The 15,848-nt window shown below is 64.4% G+C and carries 15 protein-coding genes; 6 read left to right on the top strand and 9 right to left on the bottom strand.

Annotation, left to right across the window (positions count from 1 at the left end):
• Positions 1 to 4: 4 nt before the first annotated feature.
• The 3 genes from ACYQ3J_RS01590 to ACYQ3J_RS01580 all read right to left on the bottom strand — a co-directional run bounded on the left by ACYQ3J_RS01590 (position 5) and on the right by ACYQ3J_RS01580 (position 2,650).
• The gene (locus tag ACYQ3J_RS01590; RefSeq protein ID WP_460123554.1) at positions 5 to 1,084 is read right to left on the bottom strand and encodes a CARDB domain-containing protein; all 1,080 of its coding nucleotides are present in this window, start codon (positions 1,082 to 1,084) and stop codon (positions 5 to 7) included.
• Between the two features lie 74 nt (positions 1,085 to 1,158).
• Complete coding sequence (locus ACYQ3J_RS01585; protein WP_460124603.1) at positions 1,159 to 2,172, bottom strand: hypothetical protein; 1,014 nt, start codon at positions 2,170 to 2,172, stop codon at positions 1,159 to 1,161.
• A 25-nt stretch (positions 2,173 to 2,197) separates the two neighbouring features.
• Positions 2,198 to 2,650, bottom strand: a complete 453-nt coding sequence (locus ACYQ3J_RS01580) for a hypothetical protein (protein WP_460123551.1) — start codon at positions 2,648 to 2,650, stop codon at positions 2,198 to 2,200.
• Between the two features lie 342 nt (positions 2,651 to 2,992).
• Here ACYQ3J_RS01580 and ACYQ3J_RS01575 point away from each other — a divergent pair, with 342 nt between their 5' ends.
• Both ACYQ3J_RS01575 and ACYQ3J_RS01570 read left to right on the top strand, forming a co-directional pair.
• Positions 2,993 to 4,144 carry an AAA family ATPase gene (locus ACYQ3J_RS01575; protein WP_460123548.1) on the top strand — a complete coding sequence of 384 codons (1,152 nt, stop codon included), beginning with the start codon at positions 2,993 to 2,995 and terminating at the stop codon, positions 4,142 to 4,144.
• Between the two features lie 10 nt (positions 4,145 to 4,154).
• Positions 4,155 to 5,534, top strand: a complete 1,380-nt coding sequence (locus ACYQ3J_RS01570) for a vWA domain-containing protein (RefSeq protein ID WP_460123545.1) — start codon at positions 4,155 to 4,157, stop codon at positions 5,532 to 5,534.
• 8 nt (positions 5,535 to 5,542) lie between these two features.
• Here the strand turns inward: ACYQ3J_RS01570 and ACYQ3J_RS01565 are convergent, their stop codons facing one another.
• Entirely contained in the window at positions 5,543 to 6,409 is an 867-nt protein-coding gene (locus ACYQ3J_RS01565; RefSeq protein ID WP_460123542.1) for a TatD family hydrolase, read from the bottom strand.
• Between the two features lie 153 nt (positions 6,410 to 6,562).
• Between ACYQ3J_RS01565 and ACYQ3J_RS01560 the strand changes: the two genes are divergently transcribed.
• On the top strand, positions 6,563 to 6,895 hold the full coding sequence (locus tag ACYQ3J_RS01560; protein WP_460123539.1) for a hypothetical protein: 333 nt from the start codon (positions 6,563 to 6,565) through the stop codon (positions 6,893 to 6,895).
• A gap of 19 nt (positions 6,896 to 6,914) precedes the next feature.
• Here the strand turns inward: ACYQ3J_RS01560 and ACYQ3J_RS01555 are convergent, their stop codons facing one another.
• Positions 6,915 to 8,078 carry a PhoH family protein gene (locus tag ACYQ3J_RS01555; RefSeq protein WP_460124600.1) on the bottom strand — a complete coding sequence of 388 codons (1,164 nt, stop codon included), beginning with the start codon at positions 8,076 to 8,078 and terminating at the stop codon, positions 6,915 to 6,917.
• Between the two features lie 118 nt (positions 8,079 to 8,196).
• Positions 8,197 to 9,354, bottom strand: coding sequence for a glycosyltransferase family 39 protein (locus ACYQ3J_RS01550; protein ID WP_460123536.1), 1,158 nt, complete (start codon positions 9,352 to 9,354; stop codon positions 8,197 to 8,199).
• Positions 9,355 to 9,524: 170 nt separating this feature from the next.
• Between ACYQ3J_RS01550 and ACYQ3J_RS01545 the strand changes: the two genes are divergently transcribed.
• Positions 9,525 to 10,115, top strand: a complete 591-nt coding sequence (locus ACYQ3J_RS01545; RefSeq protein ID WP_460123533.1) for a hypothetical protein — start codon at positions 9,525 to 9,527, stop codon at positions 10,113 to 10,115.
• On the opposite strand, the gene ACYQ3J_RS01540 is transcribed toward ACYQ3J_RS01545, so the two are convergent.
• The gene (locus tag ACYQ3J_RS01540; RefSeq protein WP_460123531.1) at positions 10,066 to 11,157 is read right to left on the bottom strand and encodes a geranylgeranyl reductase family protein; all 1,092 of its coding nucleotides are present in this window, start codon (positions 11,155 to 11,157) and stop codon (positions 10,066 to 10,068) included. The genes ACYQ3J_RS01545 and ACYQ3J_RS01540 overlap by 50 nt on opposite strands.
• A 122-nt stretch (positions 11,158 to 11,279) precedes the next feature.
• On the opposite strand from ACYQ3J_RS01540, the gene ACYQ3J_RS01535 reads away from it, so the two are divergent.
• Entirely contained in the window at positions 11,280 to 11,720 is a 441-nt protein-coding gene (locus tag ACYQ3J_RS01535; protein ID WP_460123527.1) for a hypothetical protein, read from the top strand.
• Here ACYQ3J_RS01535 and ACYQ3J_RS01530 read toward each other — a convergent pair.
• The gene (locus ACYQ3J_RS01530) at positions 11,700 to 12,446 is read right to left on the bottom strand and encodes a DUF72 domain-containing protein (RefSeq protein WP_460124597.1); all 747 of its coding nucleotides are present in this window, start codon (positions 12,444 to 12,446) and stop codon (positions 11,700 to 11,702) included. The two genes, ACYQ3J_RS01535 and ACYQ3J_RS01530, sit on opposite strands and share 21 nt — an antisense overlap.
• A gap of 138 nt (positions 12,447 to 12,584) precedes the next feature.
• Here ACYQ3J_RS01530 and ACYQ3J_RS01525 point away from each other — a divergent pair, with 138 nt between their 5' ends.
• A complete protein-coding gene (locus ACYQ3J_RS01525; RefSeq protein WP_460124594.1) occupies positions 12,585 to 14,852 on the top strand; it encodes a DEAD/DEAH box helicase in 2,268 nt (755 codons plus the stop codon).
• Here ACYQ3J_RS01525 and ACYQ3J_RS01520 read toward each other — a convergent pair.
• On the bottom strand, positions 14,827 to 15,690 hold the full coding sequence (locus ACYQ3J_RS01520; RefSeq protein WP_460123524.1) for a potassium channel family protein: 864 nt from the start codon (positions 15,688 to 15,690) through the stop codon (positions 14,827 to 14,829). The genes ACYQ3J_RS01525 and ACYQ3J_RS01520 overlap by 26 nt on opposite strands.
• Positions 15,691 to 15,848: the final 158 nt, after the last annotated feature.

Here is a 15,848-nt window from a genome sequence, read left to right as displayed (position 1 = left end):
AGGCCTAGGCGTAGCTGACCTGGGATTCGCTCACGTAAACCCGGCCCAGGTTGTTCCACACAGCCCTTACCACAGCCGTCGAGGCGTTCTCCGGCAACCTCGACTTGTCTATCTTCAGGGTCACATCCCTGGACTCGCCCGGCTTCAGGGGGTCTACCTCGAGCCTGGCCACTGGGAGGCCTGCGACTATCACTGACAGGATGACCTTGCTCGGCTCTGCATTGCCATCGTTTCTCAGCGTCACCTGAATCTTCAAGGAGTCTCCTCCAGACTCTACGCCTGCGATGCTCAGCTTCAGGTTGGCCCTTGGTGCTATGGCTTCACTCACGACGACGCTGGTCAGGTAGGCTACCTTCGGGTAGACGTGGGCCGATCCGGACTTGTAGTCGACGACAACCCTCACCCTCTCCCCCTCCACGTGTGCAGGCAGCTCTACAAGGACTGGGCCCACTATGCCCGTGATGTTCCTAACGCTGTCACCCACCCTAACCTCCATCTCGGAGAACCTTGAAGGCACCACCAGGCCTACCTGCACGCTCTTAGAGGGGGTCTTGGACTCTGGGAGCTTGGCGTTGACTACTATCTCCTCGCCCGGCTCGAAGCCGATGGCCCCGGCCATGTAGACGTAGGAGTGCCACGACTCCTCAATGTTGTAGACTACTAGAAGCCCGACATCGTCCACGTTGACTATTCTCGAGGAGTCGTAGATTAGGCTAACCCTGTGCTGCGGCCTGGACTTCAACCTAGCCGCCGCTAGGGACCTCACGTCATACACTGCCTTAGCGTAGCTCCCCTCATCCCCCTTGCAGACGAATTGGGGCTTGAACTCCCTCGTTACCGTGGCGCCGTTGAGGAGCACCTTCATCCTTATGGGGAACTTCACGTCCTTACCAGCGTAAACGCCGAGGTCCAGGATGGCCTTGGAGATCTCGTAGTCGCCCTCGACGCCCGTTGTCACGTAGACGACCTCCTTCTTCCTCGCCCCCGGCCCGCTGCCAAGGCTGAGCCTGCCCACATAGGCCCCCCTAACAACGTACCCGGGGCCCGACCCCTGATCCAGGGCCGCAAGCCTTCCCGCAGCCACTGCGGCTACCTCCCTGCTACTCGGCGTTACCCCTTGAAGGGTAAGGGATAATAGAGGTGTGAGTCCCAGGGCCTCTAATAGTACCAGGTATTGAGGTAGACGTGCTCGTTAACCAGGTACCTGCGGTCGGCCCTCGCGAGGCATAGGTCCTCAAGCAGCGCCTTGCCCCCGCGGCACCCCCCGATTCTCTCGCACTCCTCGGTGCACCCGTAGATGCAGGCTGGCCGCTCCCTCGTGCAGCAGCTCCTCCCGTAGAGCCAGAGCATGTCATCCATTATGAAGGGGTCCACGCCCCCCGCCCTGGCCGCCTCCTTGTAAGCCATCCTGGCCGCCGTCCGAATCAATACATCCTCCTCCCACGTGAACTCTACCCCGGCGGCTATCTTCTCAATCGCCTCATCGTCGAGTGTGACCGCGCCTATCCTAACCGCTATCCTAGCCAGGTGGTTGTCGACGGGGACCTCCTTGTTCCAGGGATCCCTGACCTCGAGGATCCCCCTCCTCTCCAGGAACTTCGCGAGGAGGAACGGCTTCTTCTCAACCGGGTCCTGGTACGCCCGGAAAACCTTCAGCCTGTCTATGAAGCCCTCGACGCCCCTCTCCCCCCTGAGGAGCCCGTGGCTCTCGGCTACCAGCCTGTAGGCCTCCCCGCCGTAGAGTTTAGCCAGTTTAACGCCTATGTCCCGGAGAAGCCAGGCCCTCACCCCGGGATCCGGCGGCCTAGCCACGCCGCCCCTCGGCTTGGGGGCGCTGAGCCACTCAACCACGTCGCGCTCCGTAACCCTGGCGAGCCTCTCGGCGGTGAAGAAGTCCGGGTCCTCCTCCAGCTTCTTGGCTCCTAGCCTGTAGAGCAGGTCGGCCCCGTGGTAGAGTTCGCCGTCAACCAAGCCCTCGTACGGCCTCCCCGGCCTGCTGAGCCGGTGGTCCATTGCAACCATCACGAGGAAGTACATCACCACCGTTTCCCTATCAGCGCTGGCCCTCGGGTATAGCCTGGGGTCGATGAAGGGGTCAGGCTCGATCCCCCTCAGGGCTTCAGCCAGCCGGGAGCCCGCGGCTCTAGCCCGCTCGACGTTAACGCCGAACATCAAGGGCCAGCACCCCCGCCCGGGGCTAGACTAGCATTATCCTCTTAAGGCGGCCCTCATCCATAACGTAGACCTGGCGCCTCCCCAGCGTCTTTAGGAACATGCACCTAGTCGTTATCACCGCGTAGTCGTAGAGGAAGCCGGGCGGCGGGTGCACGGTTAAATAATACTCGACGCCGTCGAGCACGGTGTAGACTACGCCGAAGGGTCCAACGCCGAGTTCGGTGGAGCTGAGCATCAGCGCGGGCGGCGTCCCGCCACTCTTACCCCTTAGGGGGAAAGCGAAGTGAATGTAGATCCCCTTCCTTTCCTGGCGTCCATCGAGGAAGTGCTCGCTCAACCCATAGTATAATCCGTCGATGTCGACCTCGCGGGGTAGTAGCGTTATCCGAGAGTTCCCCGCCTCCACGACTAGCCCGTCATCCACATATACCTCAACATACCCTCCAAGCCACGCGAAAGCGACGCGCCTAGGCATCCCTTACAGGCCCGCTCTTCCCGCGTTGGTCGAGGGCTTTATAGTAGAGATGCTTCCCGTCAAGTCAACCCACATAAACCCCGAAAGCGCCCCTTAAGGCCCTGCGCGGCGGGATGAGCGCTGCCTCGGTTTCAGCGGATCGTGCATGATGAAAGGTTACTCCAGCGACCGCCGGGGGGCCAGGCGTCTTAACCTGCTAGGAAGCCGCGGGTGGCCCAACTCAAAGCCTCGGGGCTCGAGCCATGGACTTCTGCCCCGCCTCCTTCCAGGGAGCCGGCGGCGGGCGTTGGGGAGTAATAGTAATAATTCCTGGCTGCATCCCACCGGTAGGGGTATTCGGGCTTGAGCGATGCTCAATCAGTAAAGGCGCTCCTAGCGAAGCTCAGGGACTTTATTAGCTTGCTTAAGGCGCCCTTCGTGGGCAGGGATGATGAGGCTCTAGTTATAACCATGGCTATAGTTAGCGGCGAGCACGCAGTCCTCATCGGCGAGCCTGGAACCGCTAAGAGCGCGATGGCTAGGAGGGCTGCCGACCTGCTTCATGCAAGGTTTTTCAAGTACCTGCTCACCAAGTTCACTGAGCCCGGCGAGCTCTTCGGCCCCCTCGACGTTAAGGCGCTGAGGGAGGGGGAGTACAGGAGGATAACTAGGGGCAAGCTCCCCGAAGCCGAGATAGCTTTCCTGGACGAGATATTCAACGCCAACAGCGCGGTGCTCAACAGCCTGCTGAGCGTGCTCCAGGAGAGGATTTTCTACGACGGGTACACCGAGATCAGGGTGCCGCTGTGGAGCCTCATAGCGGCCAGTAACAGGGTCCCCGACGACCCCGAGCTAGAAGCGCTCTACGACAGGCTCCTTTACAGGCACCACGTGAAGCCGCTCAGCGAGGATCTATGGGATAAGCTACTCGACGCCGCTTGGGCCATCGAGTCCGGCGCCTACGACAAGCCGAAGCCCGTGCTCTCGATGGGCGAGATTAAGGAGTTGAACAAGCTGCTCTTCAAAGTCGACCTCTCACCTGTCAAGAACCAGCTCCTCAGGCTCTTCACAGTGTTCGAGGAGAAGGGAATGCACGTCAGCGATAGGAGGAAGGGGAAGGCGCTGAAGGCCATAGCGGCGCACGCCCTGATAGAGGGCAGGCTCGCCGCCACCGAGACCGACCTCATGGCCCTAAGGTACGTGATCCCCAAAGACATAGACGACTTCGAGAAGGTCGATGTTATACTGAGGGAGGAGGTGAGGAGCAAGGAGCGCATCCTCCGGGAGATCGAGGAGATAAGGCTCAACATAAGGAGGTTCGCGGAGGAAGTCAGGAGGAGCATGGAGTTCGACATGAGGCTGACGGAGTACTACAAGCGGCTCACCCAGGCAAAGGCTAAGCTGTCCAAGATAGGCGAGTCAAGCGACGACCCCGAGATCAGGAAGAGCGTGGAGACCCTAAACGATGAAATCGACGACCTCATACAGGAGATAATGATGAAGCTCAACCTGTGAGGGGTCCCGCATGGATCATTCGGGTGAGGGGGAGGGGAAGGTTAAGGTTAGGTACTCCTTCATAGCCGGAGTCGGCATCATCGACGACCTCAGATACTACAGGGGCGACAAGATAGTCAGGACTGTGGAGAGACTGACGGGGATGAAGATTGACAGGAAGATTCTAGGCCCATACACGGCCGTCGACATCTACTACTCCCTCTTCCTGCCAGCGCCCCTGCTTGAGGACAACCCCCCGCCTATCCAGGATAAGGCGGACGCCGTTAGGTATACTATAATCCAGAAGCTGCTCTCAGACAGGACTCTAAGCAAGGTTAGGAATTACACGGTCGCAGATTCACTAACGAGCGTAGTGGCATCGGTCTCAATCATGGAGAAGCTGAGCAAGCTGCTACCCAAGTCGCCCGCCGGCTCTAAGGGTGATAACGTCGAGGAGCAGAAGGGCGGGGAAGGCTCGGAGGACTCGAACGCCAAACCCGGCGGTGAGTATGAGAGGGCGATTGAAAGCGCTGTGAAGAGGGCTCTGGAGGAGGCGGCGAGGGAGGCCAGGATAGCGAAGGACATCAAGGCTGTCATGATGAAGAGCGGAGTCGGCTCCGGCTCCATGCTCGCCTTCGATGAGAGCCCCGAGGAGATCCTGAGACTCGCAAGGGAGACCGACGTTGAGGCCGTACTCAAGTACGTCTCGGGTCTCAGCGTGGTTGTGAAGGAGGAAAGGAGGATGACCCGGCACAGCAAGGGCTGGTTCAGGGGGCTGGAGTACGGCAGCGACCTGGAGAGGCTGCACCCCTCCCAGCTGGCGTTGCCCGACGAGGTCTTCTACTTCGAGTACGCTAACAGTAGACTCCTGCTGTTCGAGAAGGCGCTGCCCGCCGAGAGGGGGCCCGTGTACGTGCTGCTCGACAAGAGCGGCAGCATGATCGGGGAGAAGATCAACTGGGCGCGGGCGGTCGCCGTCGCCCTGCTCCAGAGGGCTGTCAAGGAGCGCAGGGCGTTCTATGCCAGGTTCTTCGACAGCATGGTCTACCCCCTCCTCGGGGTGAGGAGGGCCGCTAGCTCAAGGGAGTTCCTCAAGGCCCTGGACTACCTGGCGAGAGTCAAGGCTGGAGGCGGGACCAGGATAATGACTGCCATCTACACCGCCTCGGAGGATATCAGGTCTAGGAGCTTGCCCGACAGGGTCAGCGACATCGTGCTGATAACCGATGGGGAGGACAGGATAAACGTTGACGCCGTGAATAGGGCTAAGAAGAAGGCCTCTGCGAGGCTCCACACGGTGATGATCATGGGCGACAACCACTACCTGCGGAAGGCGAGCGACAACTACATGGAGGTTAGGAGGAGCCTGGACAGGAGGAGTATACTGAAGGTGGTCGAGTCCCTCGACTAGGGCTAGCCTTAGGGTGGCTCGACCCCGTAGATTTTTACCACGTTATCAACGTTAACCCTGTAGAGGTACTCCTCGCTCACCACGCCCCTCCTGTGGAGCCTCGCCATGGCCTCCGCTATGTCCCACGGGTAGACGACTACCCCCGGCCGGGCCGGGTCGTCGAGGAAGTCGCTCTCAACCACGTAGACAGGCTCCAGCTCCCTAACGGCGTGCTCGAGCAGCCTCGGGATACCCGGCAGCGTGGCGGAGTAGCCCAGCTTGGCCGCCTCCACCGCCATTGACGGCTTGGAGTGGTGGAACACCACCCTCGGGGTGGGCCGTAGCCCCAGCCTCTCGGCGACTATGTGCGTCAGCCTCACGCTGGCCGCGCCGGCATTCTCTAGGTGGAGGTGCACAACGCAACCGTTATCCCTCGCCGCCTCGAGGGCCCGCTCCATTATGAGGGCTGAGACGAGAGCCTTCTCCGCCGTGGTCCTGTAGTGCTGCCTCCCCACCTCCCCTATGCCGTCGAGTACGCCTTCCCTGCAGAGGCTGGCCACGTAGTCCACGACCCTGTAGCCCAGGTTGAGCACCTCTACGGGGTCCATCTTGTACTTGTCAATGAGCTTGTCTACGTCGGCCGGGTGGAAGCCCGCGAGGCAGGCAACCTTAACCCCGGCCTCCTCGGCCTGGCTGCACTCACGGATGTGGACGTCGACAACCTCCTTGTAAGCCTCGAAGCCTCGGGGCTCTATGGAGTAGCTGGTGGGGCTCAAAGCCACGAGGGCCATGAACCACCCGCCGGCCTGCTTAAACCTCTCCGCTATCCTACCCGCACCCATCCCCTTAACAGGGTTCGAGTGGCCGTGGCCGTCGGCGAACAGCAGCTTAGCCAACCCCGGCACCCACACGCGACACCCGGGAGGGGAGCCCCATTTTACCTAATCCCCCCGGGCGGCCCTGGGGGCGGCGGCTCAGCCGCGCCGCTTTATCTTGATTTAAATCTAATTAAGGGCCCTCGCGCCTGCTTCTGTTTCGGTGTAAGGGTTTTGGCGAGTGGTAACGAGAAGCACTCCAAGTCATTCGAGGGGGAGGCTAGGATCGGTAAGGCCATGAAGAACCTTGCAACGGTGACGCTTAGGCCCGAGGACTTCTCCAGCCCTATAGCTCTGCAGATGGCTCTCTCGAGGATTTACGAGAGTATCGCTAAGATGTTCGAGTCCGGGGGGCCTAGGCCTACCTACGTAGCCGAGGTTCGCTTCACCGACGACCTGGGTAACGCTGTCGCCTTCGCAGTCGACCTGGGGGAGGCGCCTCCGCCGTTCTCCAAGGACAGGGTGAGGGCTAGGATAATAGTTGAGCTTTACGAGGAAGAGGAGTAGGAGGAGTAGCCCGGGCGGGCTACCTGCGCTTCCTCCTCTTGGACTGGCCCTCGACTTCAACAGCTTCAGCGTAGACGCCCACGCCTATGAGGCTCCTGAAGACGTCGTCCAGGAACTTTATGTGGGCACCCCTCTGGCCTATCATCGGGCCCATGGCGTCCTTGGCCACCTTTATCCTCAGCCTGGGGCCTGCGAAGTCCATCTCGACGACGTGCTTGTGTATCCAGGAGACGGGGTGGACGGCCCTAACTATCTCCTTGAAATCGAGCGTGTGCTCCACAGCCCTCAGCCTGAGGCCGGTGTCCTCCTCTATCGCCGCTATCCTGGAGCCCCCTGTCCCTATGAGCCTGGCCATGTGGCCCTGCTTCACTATCACCAGGGCGTCGGGTGTGTGCTCGCTGGTTATGTTCCACCTCTTCTTCGCCTCCTGGAGGTCGACGACTGTTATCACATCGGCGTCTGGGGCGTTGGCCCTGATGCTGTCCATCACCGCCTTCTCCGTGTCGCTCAGATTCCTCTTACGCATCACGAGCTCCAGCAGCATCTTCACGCCCCTCCTAGCTCCCGGCCTGACTATGTCCTTGAGGCCGAGGTCGACCACTACAGCGGACTCCTCGTTCACCAGTATGTCCCTCGCCAGGCTGGCCCCGTCCATGCCCAGCTCTGCGCTCCTCTGGAACACGGGATCCCCTGCTATGACGAGCCTGCTGTTGTTCCCGAGCCTTGTTATAACTTCGACAATCACCTCGGGCGGCACGCTCTGGGCGTCGTCCAGTATTATGACCGAGTCGTCGAACGTCCTCCCGCGGAGGAAGTGGGGGTCGGCCAGCACTATCTTACCCTGCCTTACCAGCTCGTCTACGAGGCCCGGCTCCGCGACGCCTGTGAGTATGTCGTGAATGTACTCGACCGCTATCGACTCGTAGGCCTCCTTGTCGGAGAGCACCGTTAACTCCCTGCCGCTGACGACGTCGATGATTGGCCTCGACAGTATGAGCCTCTTGAACCTGCCCTTAGCCACCTCGCTTATGCCGTAGACTACGCTGAACAAGCTCTTACCCGACCCCGTGGGCCCGAAGACCCCCACTAGGTCCTTGTCGCTCCTGAGCGCCTCCACGAGCTCCTTTTGGCCGGGGCTCGCGGGCTCCAGCTTCTCAAACAGCTCCGCCGCCGCAACCGTCATGATGAGCACCCGGGGTGTTCCGTGATAGGTGCAGGGCCTTAAAGCTCACCGCGGGTCAAGCAATGCTGGAGCACGACGGGGAACCCGGGCCGCTCGAGGCCCAGGGGCGCCGTGGAGCCTACCCCGCCGCCCTGCCCGCAGCGCTTGGGGCGAGCGTGAGGTCTCCCATGACCCCCGCCGCCGCGGGGGTTAGGTGGACGGCGTAGAAGCTGTAGAGCGTGTTGTTGCCGGCGAGGTACACCGCGGTGTAGCCGAGCATTATCCAGGCGAGCGAGTAGGACCCCGCAGCCGGGCACCTCCTCGGAGCGCAGGCGGCCGCAAGCCCCGCAGCCGCTGGGAGGGCAGCCGCGTGGATGAGCGTGGAGACCTCGCCGCCGATCACTGGCTGGTAGGAGAGGTGTGAGGGGTTCCAGTTGAGCCACCAGAGCCAGGGGGGCGAGGTGGGGGGCCCGCTCGGCCGGGGGCTGGTGTGCCAGGAGAGCGCGCCTGTGAACTGGTCGAGAAGCCAGCGGGGCCAGTCGCCGCCGCCCAGCTTCACGGCTAGCGGCGCCCAGAGGGCGAGCTGCACGAGGAGAGCGGCTAGGAGGGACTCCCCCACGAGCCTGGCCAGCCCGCGCCTGTCCCTGGCCCAGTAGAGTGAGGCTAGCCATACGGCTGGGAGTATGAAGGCCCCGCTGTACTTCACCGCGGCCGCCAGCGCTGCCGAGGTGTAGGCTAGCCTCACCCTGCCGGCCGCTGCCGCGGCGACTGCGACCGCCGTGAAGAAGGCTAAGTGTATGTCTAGCATTGCAACGGCTGACTCCTCGACCAGGATCCTGTCCCCCGCCGCCGCTGCCGCCGCGGCTACCCCCGCGGCGGCGCCCAGCGCGGGCGAGCCGAGCCTCCTACCCGCCGCAGCGTAGCCTAGGTAGAGGATGACCGGGATGGCGGCCGCCTCCAGGGATCCCGGGAGCCTCCAGCACCCCGGCCTGTCGCCGCAGAGGAGCATGGATAAGCCTATGATATACTTGCCGAGGGGAGGGTGCTCCGTGTTCATGTAGCCCTCGTCAGTCTTCCCGCTGTAGCCCCACCAGGAAACCGAGTGGACCCCGAAAACCCGCTGCAGGATCCTCCTAGCGGTGTCCACGTAGTAGATCTCATCGCTCGTGTAGGGCTCTAGAGACGCAGCGATCCCCCGGGACTCCCTGTAGACCATGACCCCTAGGGCCGCGGAGAGCGCCAAGCCCGCGAGGAGCAGGGCCGCGGGCCAGGCGTCAGCGTAGCTCAGCCTCTTCACCGGTCCGACCCCGAATCCTCCTCACCGCCCAGCCCGCCCGGGCTAGCGTGGTTAAGGAGCCTGGCCCCTTAAACGTGATAGCCCGCCGGAGGCCCTCTGCCCCTGCAGGGACGCGGCGTTAAACGCCCCGCGGGGACACGTCAGACTGTGAGTGGAAGGGGTGTCCAGGGGTGAGCGGGGACTCCGTGGAGGCCTGCAGCCCGTCCAAGGACTTCCTCAGGCACATAGCCAACCCCATCATATCCAGGTACTCCGGCAAGCTCCCCCTGCCGGTCATGGACGAGGTTAAGAAGAGGCTGGCGAGGGCTGAGGACAAGTACAGGTTCTCCATCTACAACGGGGATCCCTCCAGGATAGCCAGCTACCTCGACAGCGAGGACTTCCTGGACCTGGCCAAGTACCTGAAGGCGGTTAACAACGAGTGGATACTCGAGGAGATCCTCAAGGCGTTGGCGGAGGAGTACGCTGAGGAGTGCCCGAAGGTGGCTGAGAAGGCCAGGGAGGCCGCAGGGAAGCTTAAGGAGGGCAGGCTGGAGCGCGAGCAATCCACTATAACTGTGGACGGCATCGCCAGGATGCTGAAGATGGCCGGGTACAGCGTGGAGCGGACGGAGGACGGCAAGCTCGTGATTAAGGAGCCCTTCGTAACCGTCACCATATGGCAGTCGGGGGACAGCCTGAACTACCAGATATGCAGGAGGGGTAAGGTCACTACTTTCGACGCGCTGCTCGCGAAGATTTCGAAGATAAGAGAAGCCTAGCGAGGCCTAGGGCGAGCGCGGGCCTCCTGGCGACGGCTTTCAGCAGCATCCCCCAGCCCAGCCGGTCGCCCGCTATCAGGCTCCTCCAGAAGCCCTCGGGGAGCCCCGCTACGACGGGGGCCGCCGCTCTGGGGGAGGAGGCTACGAGGGCTAGGAGCCTGCGCGACAGCGCCGCCTCAGCCGCCTGGGGCCCCACCAGCCGGGGGTACTCCCTCTCCACGCACGCAGCGCTCCCCCCGCACCTCCTAGCGGCCTCCCCGAGGGCTAGGCCGCTCTCCACCGCCTGCCTGATGCCCTCGCCGGTCACGCTAACCACGAACCCGGCGGCCTCCCCTACCGCCACCCTGCCCGGGAGCGGGGCCGGGTCGACGGGGCCCGCCACCCTTAGGGGCGCAGCCCTCTCGTCGACGACCTCGACTGCACCCGCCACTTCACGGGCGTACTTGAGGCTCCACGCCCTCGCCTCCTCCACGCTCCTGGAGCGGTTAAGCCAGCCCACCCCGACGTTGACCCTCCCGCTTCCCGCCGGGAAGACCCAGTAGAGCCCGACGCGGTCGAGGTCGTAGCCTATCACCGCCTCCCCCGGGGGCCACCCCGGCGCCCTCGCTATGACCCTGTAGACCATGATCCACCCGGGCGCCCCTGTGTAGGGGCCCCTCGCGTCGACGTACAGCACCCCCCGGGGGATCCTCCTGGGCGCGGGGGCGTAGCGCAGCGCCGCCCCCTCGGACCCCGCCTCCTCCCTCAGCGCCTGGACGAAGCCTGTCTTGTCGATGATCACCCAGGCCCTTCCGTGGAAGTCGACGACCGCCGCCTCCGAGCCGTTGACTAGCACCCTGAACAGGCCCACATCGTCAACCACGACCCCGGCCTTCTCGGCGATCCTAGCCACGACGCCCCCGGCGGGGCTAGCGTCCCCGCACGCCTTCCTGTAAACCCTCACAGGGTCGTAGGCCTCAACGCGGAGGCCCGCCCGAGCGAGGGCGGCCGCGGCCGTGGCGCCTCCGGGACCCAGGCCCGCGATGACAGCATCTAGCGTCAAGCAGCCCACCCGAGGGTTGAGGCCACGCCACGCTTCACGCTTAGGGAGGGCGGCTAGGGCTTTTTAACGCCGGCTCAAGATGGGCCGGGCGCGTTTATCCCCCGCCCAGGGGCCTCCCCCGGGTGGAGGGCGTGCAGTGGATGGGCACGGTTGAGGTCGTGGTTGAGGCTACGAGGAGCAGGAGGGGGAGGCACGTCGCTAGGGCTGTCGCGCTAGTCGTGGGCCCGGCCGGGGCTAGGCCCGTGAGGCCCGGGGCGGGATCCCGGCGGGTTAGGGGCACGTACTCCCGTGGCGCCGCGTACGCCGTCGAGGTAAGCCTCAACCCTGGGGAGGCGCTGGTGCTGGCGAGGCTGGTGAGGGGGCCCGGGGGGAGGGTGAAGGGGGAGTTCCTCGTCTACAACCACGAGGGCAGGCTCGTCCTGGAGGCCGTGTACAGGAGGCTGAAGGTTAGGAGGCGCCGGGGGGATCCCGGGTACGCCTGGGCGGTGGAGGAGGCTGTCAAGGCGCTGGGCATTGAGAGGTACGTGAAGAGGTTCAACTGGTCAACCGGGTCCCCGGCCTAGCCCTCCCCCAGGGGCCGCCATGGATTCGAGTATCTCCTTGAACCTCCTCGCGTTCCCGAGCATCCAGTGGTCGTTGTTGAAGAAAGCGTAGACCGCCCGCGGGTTCAGCCTCAGCACGGATGCAGCCACCTCCCTCAGCTCGTCCTCCGTGTAGTCGTGGCTGTACCAGGAGATCCTGCCGTGCATCCTAAGGTAGACGAGCCCGTTACTCGACACTATCCAGGTCGCCATGGGGGAGTCTATGGAGACGAGGGTGAAGCCCAGGCCCCCGGCCCACTCCACAACCTCGCCCGTGAACCATGACGGGTGCCTGAACTCCACGGCCAGCATTCTGGGCTCAACCCGGGATCCCTCCACGAACCCCTCCACCCTCCCCACGTTCCCGGGGGTCCTCCGGAAGCGTGGGGGCAGCTGGAGGAGGTAGAAGTCGAGGAGCCCGGCGTCCTCCAGGGGTTTGAAGAGCGCCCTGAACCTCTCCCACGCCTGGAGGGAGGCGCCGCCCAGCATCCTGTAGTGGGTTATGCTCCTGTGGACCTTAACCGCCCACCGGATCCCCCTCCCGAGGCTGGCCCTAGCCCAGGACTCCACCTGCCCCCTGGATGGGAACCTGTAGAAGGAGGCGTTCAACTCCACAGCGTTGAGCCCGGACTCCTCGGCGTACCACTTGAAGGAGCCCCCCGCGTTCCAGTCGTACATCCACCCACTCGTGCCCACGAAGACGCTCAGGGGCAAGACCCCATCCTCTCCACGCCAACCCGGGAGGCTCCGAGGGTTTAACCCCCTGCAGGCACTTCGCCTTAGGAGCCTCTATAGTCTCCCGCCGGCTAGAATCCCGGCTTGGAGGCGGCGCCGGTATTGGACGGGGTGAGCCAGGAGCTCGAGGAGTCCATTAAGTGGGTGGAGTCCAGGCTCGCGCCGGTTAGGTCCCACATAGTTTACAGGCACTTGGAGGTAGCCGGGGATCCCCCTCCGGGGCCCCCCCTTGAGGAGGCCGGGCTCCACCCGAGGCTAGTGGAGGCGCTCAAGTCCCTGGGCTTCGAGAGGCTCTACGAGTTCCAGTATAGGGCGCTTAAGGCCGTGAGGAGCGGCAGGGACGCGGTGATCGTGTCCGGCACTGGCACCGGGAAGACTGAGGCGTTCCTCCTCCCCGTGCTCGACGGCCTGCTGTCGAGGTGGAGGAGCGTAGAGAAGCCGTACGCCCTCGTGCTCTACCCGACGAAGGCGCTCGCCAGGGACCAGCTCGTCCGCTTCAAGAGGCTGGCCGAGGGCCTCCTAGGCTTCAGGGTCGCAGTCCTCGACGGCGACACGCCTAAGGCGGAGAGGTCGAGGATCTACGCCGAGCCGCCCGACATCCTGGTCTCGAACCCTGACATGCTTCACGTGGGGATGGCGTTCTCGGACAGGTTCAGGAGGCTCGTCTCCAGGGCCAGCGTCGTGGTGCTCGACGAGCTCCACGTCTACAGCGGGGTGTTCGGGAGCCACGTGAAGTGGGTGCTCTACAGGCTCTCCAGGCTGGCGGGCGACGCCACGTTCGTGGGGGCAGGCGCGACAATCGGGAACCCCGGGGAGCTTGGGAGGACCCTGTTCGGGAGGGACGTCGAGGTCATCGAGGGCCCCCCGAGGAGGAGGGGTGCGGCGCTGCACGTCTTCCTAGACCAGGGATCCGGGAGCCGGTGGACGATGGCCGCGTTCCTCGTCTCAGCCCTCGTCCGCGGGGGCATGAAGGTCCTGGCCTTCGTCGACTCCCAGCAGATGGCCGAGCTCATGGCTAGGATAGCGTCGAGGCGCTACGGCGTCAGGGTTGGCGTGCACCGGGCGGGGCTCTCGCCCGAGGCTAGGAGGAGCGTGGAGGAGGAGTTCAGGGAAGGCGAGCTCAGGGCGGTCGTGGCCACGCCCACCATGGAGCTGGGTGTCGACATAGGCGACCTGGACGCAGTCGTCATGGCCCACCTGCCCAGGAGCTACTCGAGCTACGTTCAGAGGGCGGGGAGGGCCGGTAGGAGGGGCAGGGCCGGCCTGGTGGCGACGATCCTGGGCGACGACCCCATCGAGGCCTACTACCTCAGGAAGCCTCAGGAGTACTTCAAGCAGAGGCCGAACCCGAGCTACGTGGAGCCCGGGAACAGGGAGGTGGCGAAGGTGCACGCCGCCGCCCTCCTCCTCCAGTCCGGCGTAGTCGAGGCCTCCAGCGTCCCCGAGCCCCTCAGGGACGCCCTCGAGGGCCTCGAGAAGTCCGGGCTGGCCGTGAAGGTGGACGGCAAGTACTACCCGAAGTGGAGGGCTGTCAGGGACTTCCTGGAGGCCCAGTCAAGCCTGAGGAGCAGCGGGCCCATGGTGAGGATCTACGAGGACGGGAAGGTCATAGGCTACAGGGAGCTCCCCCAGGCGCTCTTCGACCTCTACCCCGACGCGGTCTACTACCACGGCGGCAGGGTCTACATCTCCAGGAAGCTCGACGTCGTCTCCCTGAGGGCCGAGGTTAAGAGGGTGGACGCCGACCTAGGGGTCTACACTAAGCCGAAGTACACGGTGGAGGTCGCCGAGATCGTTCCGCTCGAGGAGAGGAGGGCGGGCCCCCTCAAGCTGGTCTACGGCGACGTCAGGATAATAGTCCTAGTCGAGGGCTACATTGTGAGGGAGGAGTACTCGGGATCCCTCGTCGCAGAGAGGGACTACGAGGAGCCCATCCGCTGGGAGTACTGGACTAAGGGCCTGGCCACGCTCTTCCCCAACCCCGGGATAACGAACCCCACGAAGCTCCTGAGCGCCTACCACGCGGTGGAGCACACCCTGATAGCGGCGGCGAGGCCCGTCGTGGGGGCCGCGGACACCGACCTGGGCGGCGTGAGCTACCCGAGCGGCCACGTCGTGATTTACGACAGCGCCCCCGGAGGGCACGGGGCGTCGAGGCTGGTCTTCGAGCGGTTCGAGCGCGTCATGGAGCTTGCAGCTGACATACTCAGGGGGTGCAACTGCGAGGACGGATGCCCGAGGTGCGTCTACTCCCCCTACTGCGGCAGCGGGAACAGGTTCCTCTCCAGGACCGCCGCTTTGAAGGTGCTCGACTACGTGCTTGAGGGGAGGCTGTGGAGGGTCCCCGAGAGGCCTATGAGTGGGAAGCCGCTTGCCTAGCCACCCGGGCCCCCGCGCTCATCCCCTTAGCCGCGAGGACCCTCTCCTCCGCCCCCGCGGTGAGGAGCACGTGGAGCACCCTAATCTTGTTGATCAGGACCTCGACCTCCTCCTCGCTTAGCTCCTCGATACGGAGCAACGCCTTGGCTAGGAGCCTCTTCTCCCTCTCAAGCACCGGCAGCCCCTCCCCGTACTCCTCCTGGGAGAGCGCCCTGGCCACCCTCGCCGCGGCGTCGGATAGGAAGAGGCCCACGCTTCCTATCCCGACGATCATCAACGCCACCGCTATAGCCCTACCCGCCGGAGTCTCCGGGACGACGTCGCCGTAGCCCACGGTGGTCGCGGTGACCACCGCCCACCAGAGGGCGTCCCAGAACGACTCAAACCCCCCACGGCCCCCCTCGACGGCGTAGAGCCCCGCGGCGCCGAGGACCACTGCGAGCCCCGCGGTCAGCGCCAGCTGGACGAGGGTCGCGTCAGCACCGAGGGTTAGGGAGGAGTACCTGAGCACCCCCCGGGCGGCTAGGGCCGCGAGGACCGCCCTACCGGCAGCCCAGGCCGCCAGCATGGCCGCACGGGCGACGCCCGGGGGCAGCAAGCCGGCCCAGTCGAGCAACGTGGGGGGGAGGGCGAGGGGGAGCCAGTAGGGCCCGGTGACGCCGAGGCTCCAAGCCTTCGCCAGCGAGGCGAGTAGCGCCGCGGACGCCGCCAGGTCTAGGGGGAGGAGGCCCGGAGAGCCGCCCAGGGCTGCCGGGAGCGACCCCACGCCGGCGGCGACGGAGGCCAGTAGAAGCGTGAACCCCCTGCTGAACACCCTCCCCCCGCCGCGCTCAACCAACCCCGCCACCACCACATCATGCCACGAGCCCCGGGTATCTGGGAGCGGATGCAAGGTAATACCGGCCCCAGGCGGGGAGGGGGGATCCCCACAGGGCGGGGGAGGAGCCCCTTGAAGGGCCTCCCTCGTTGAACCGGAGAAAGGGGGGTACCCCGGCT

It is taken from the genome of Stetteria hydrogenophila, from assembly GCF_054657575.1.
This window is presented reverse-complemented; position numbering and strand designations above follow the sequence as displayed.

Excerpts from the sequence above, each read along its gene's own strand:
- ACYQ3J_RS01585 (WP_460124603.1), bottom strand. The coding sequence starts at position 2,172 with ATGTTCGGCGTTAACGTCGAGCGGGCTAGAGCCGCGGGCTCCCGGCTG.
- ACYQ3J_RS01580 (WP_460123551.1), bottom strand. The coding sequence starts at position 2,650 with ATGCCTAGGCGCGTCGCTTTCGCGTGGCTTGGAGGGTATGTTGAGGTA.
- ACYQ3J_RS01570 (WP_460123545.1), top strand. The coding sequence starts at position 4,155 with ATGGATCATTCGGGTGAGGGGGAGGGGAAGGTTAAGGTTAGGTACTCC.
- ACYQ3J_RS01555 (WP_460124600.1), bottom strand. The coding sequence starts at position 8,078 with ATGACGGTTGCGGCGGCGGAGCTGTTTGAGAAGCTGGAGCCCGCGAGC.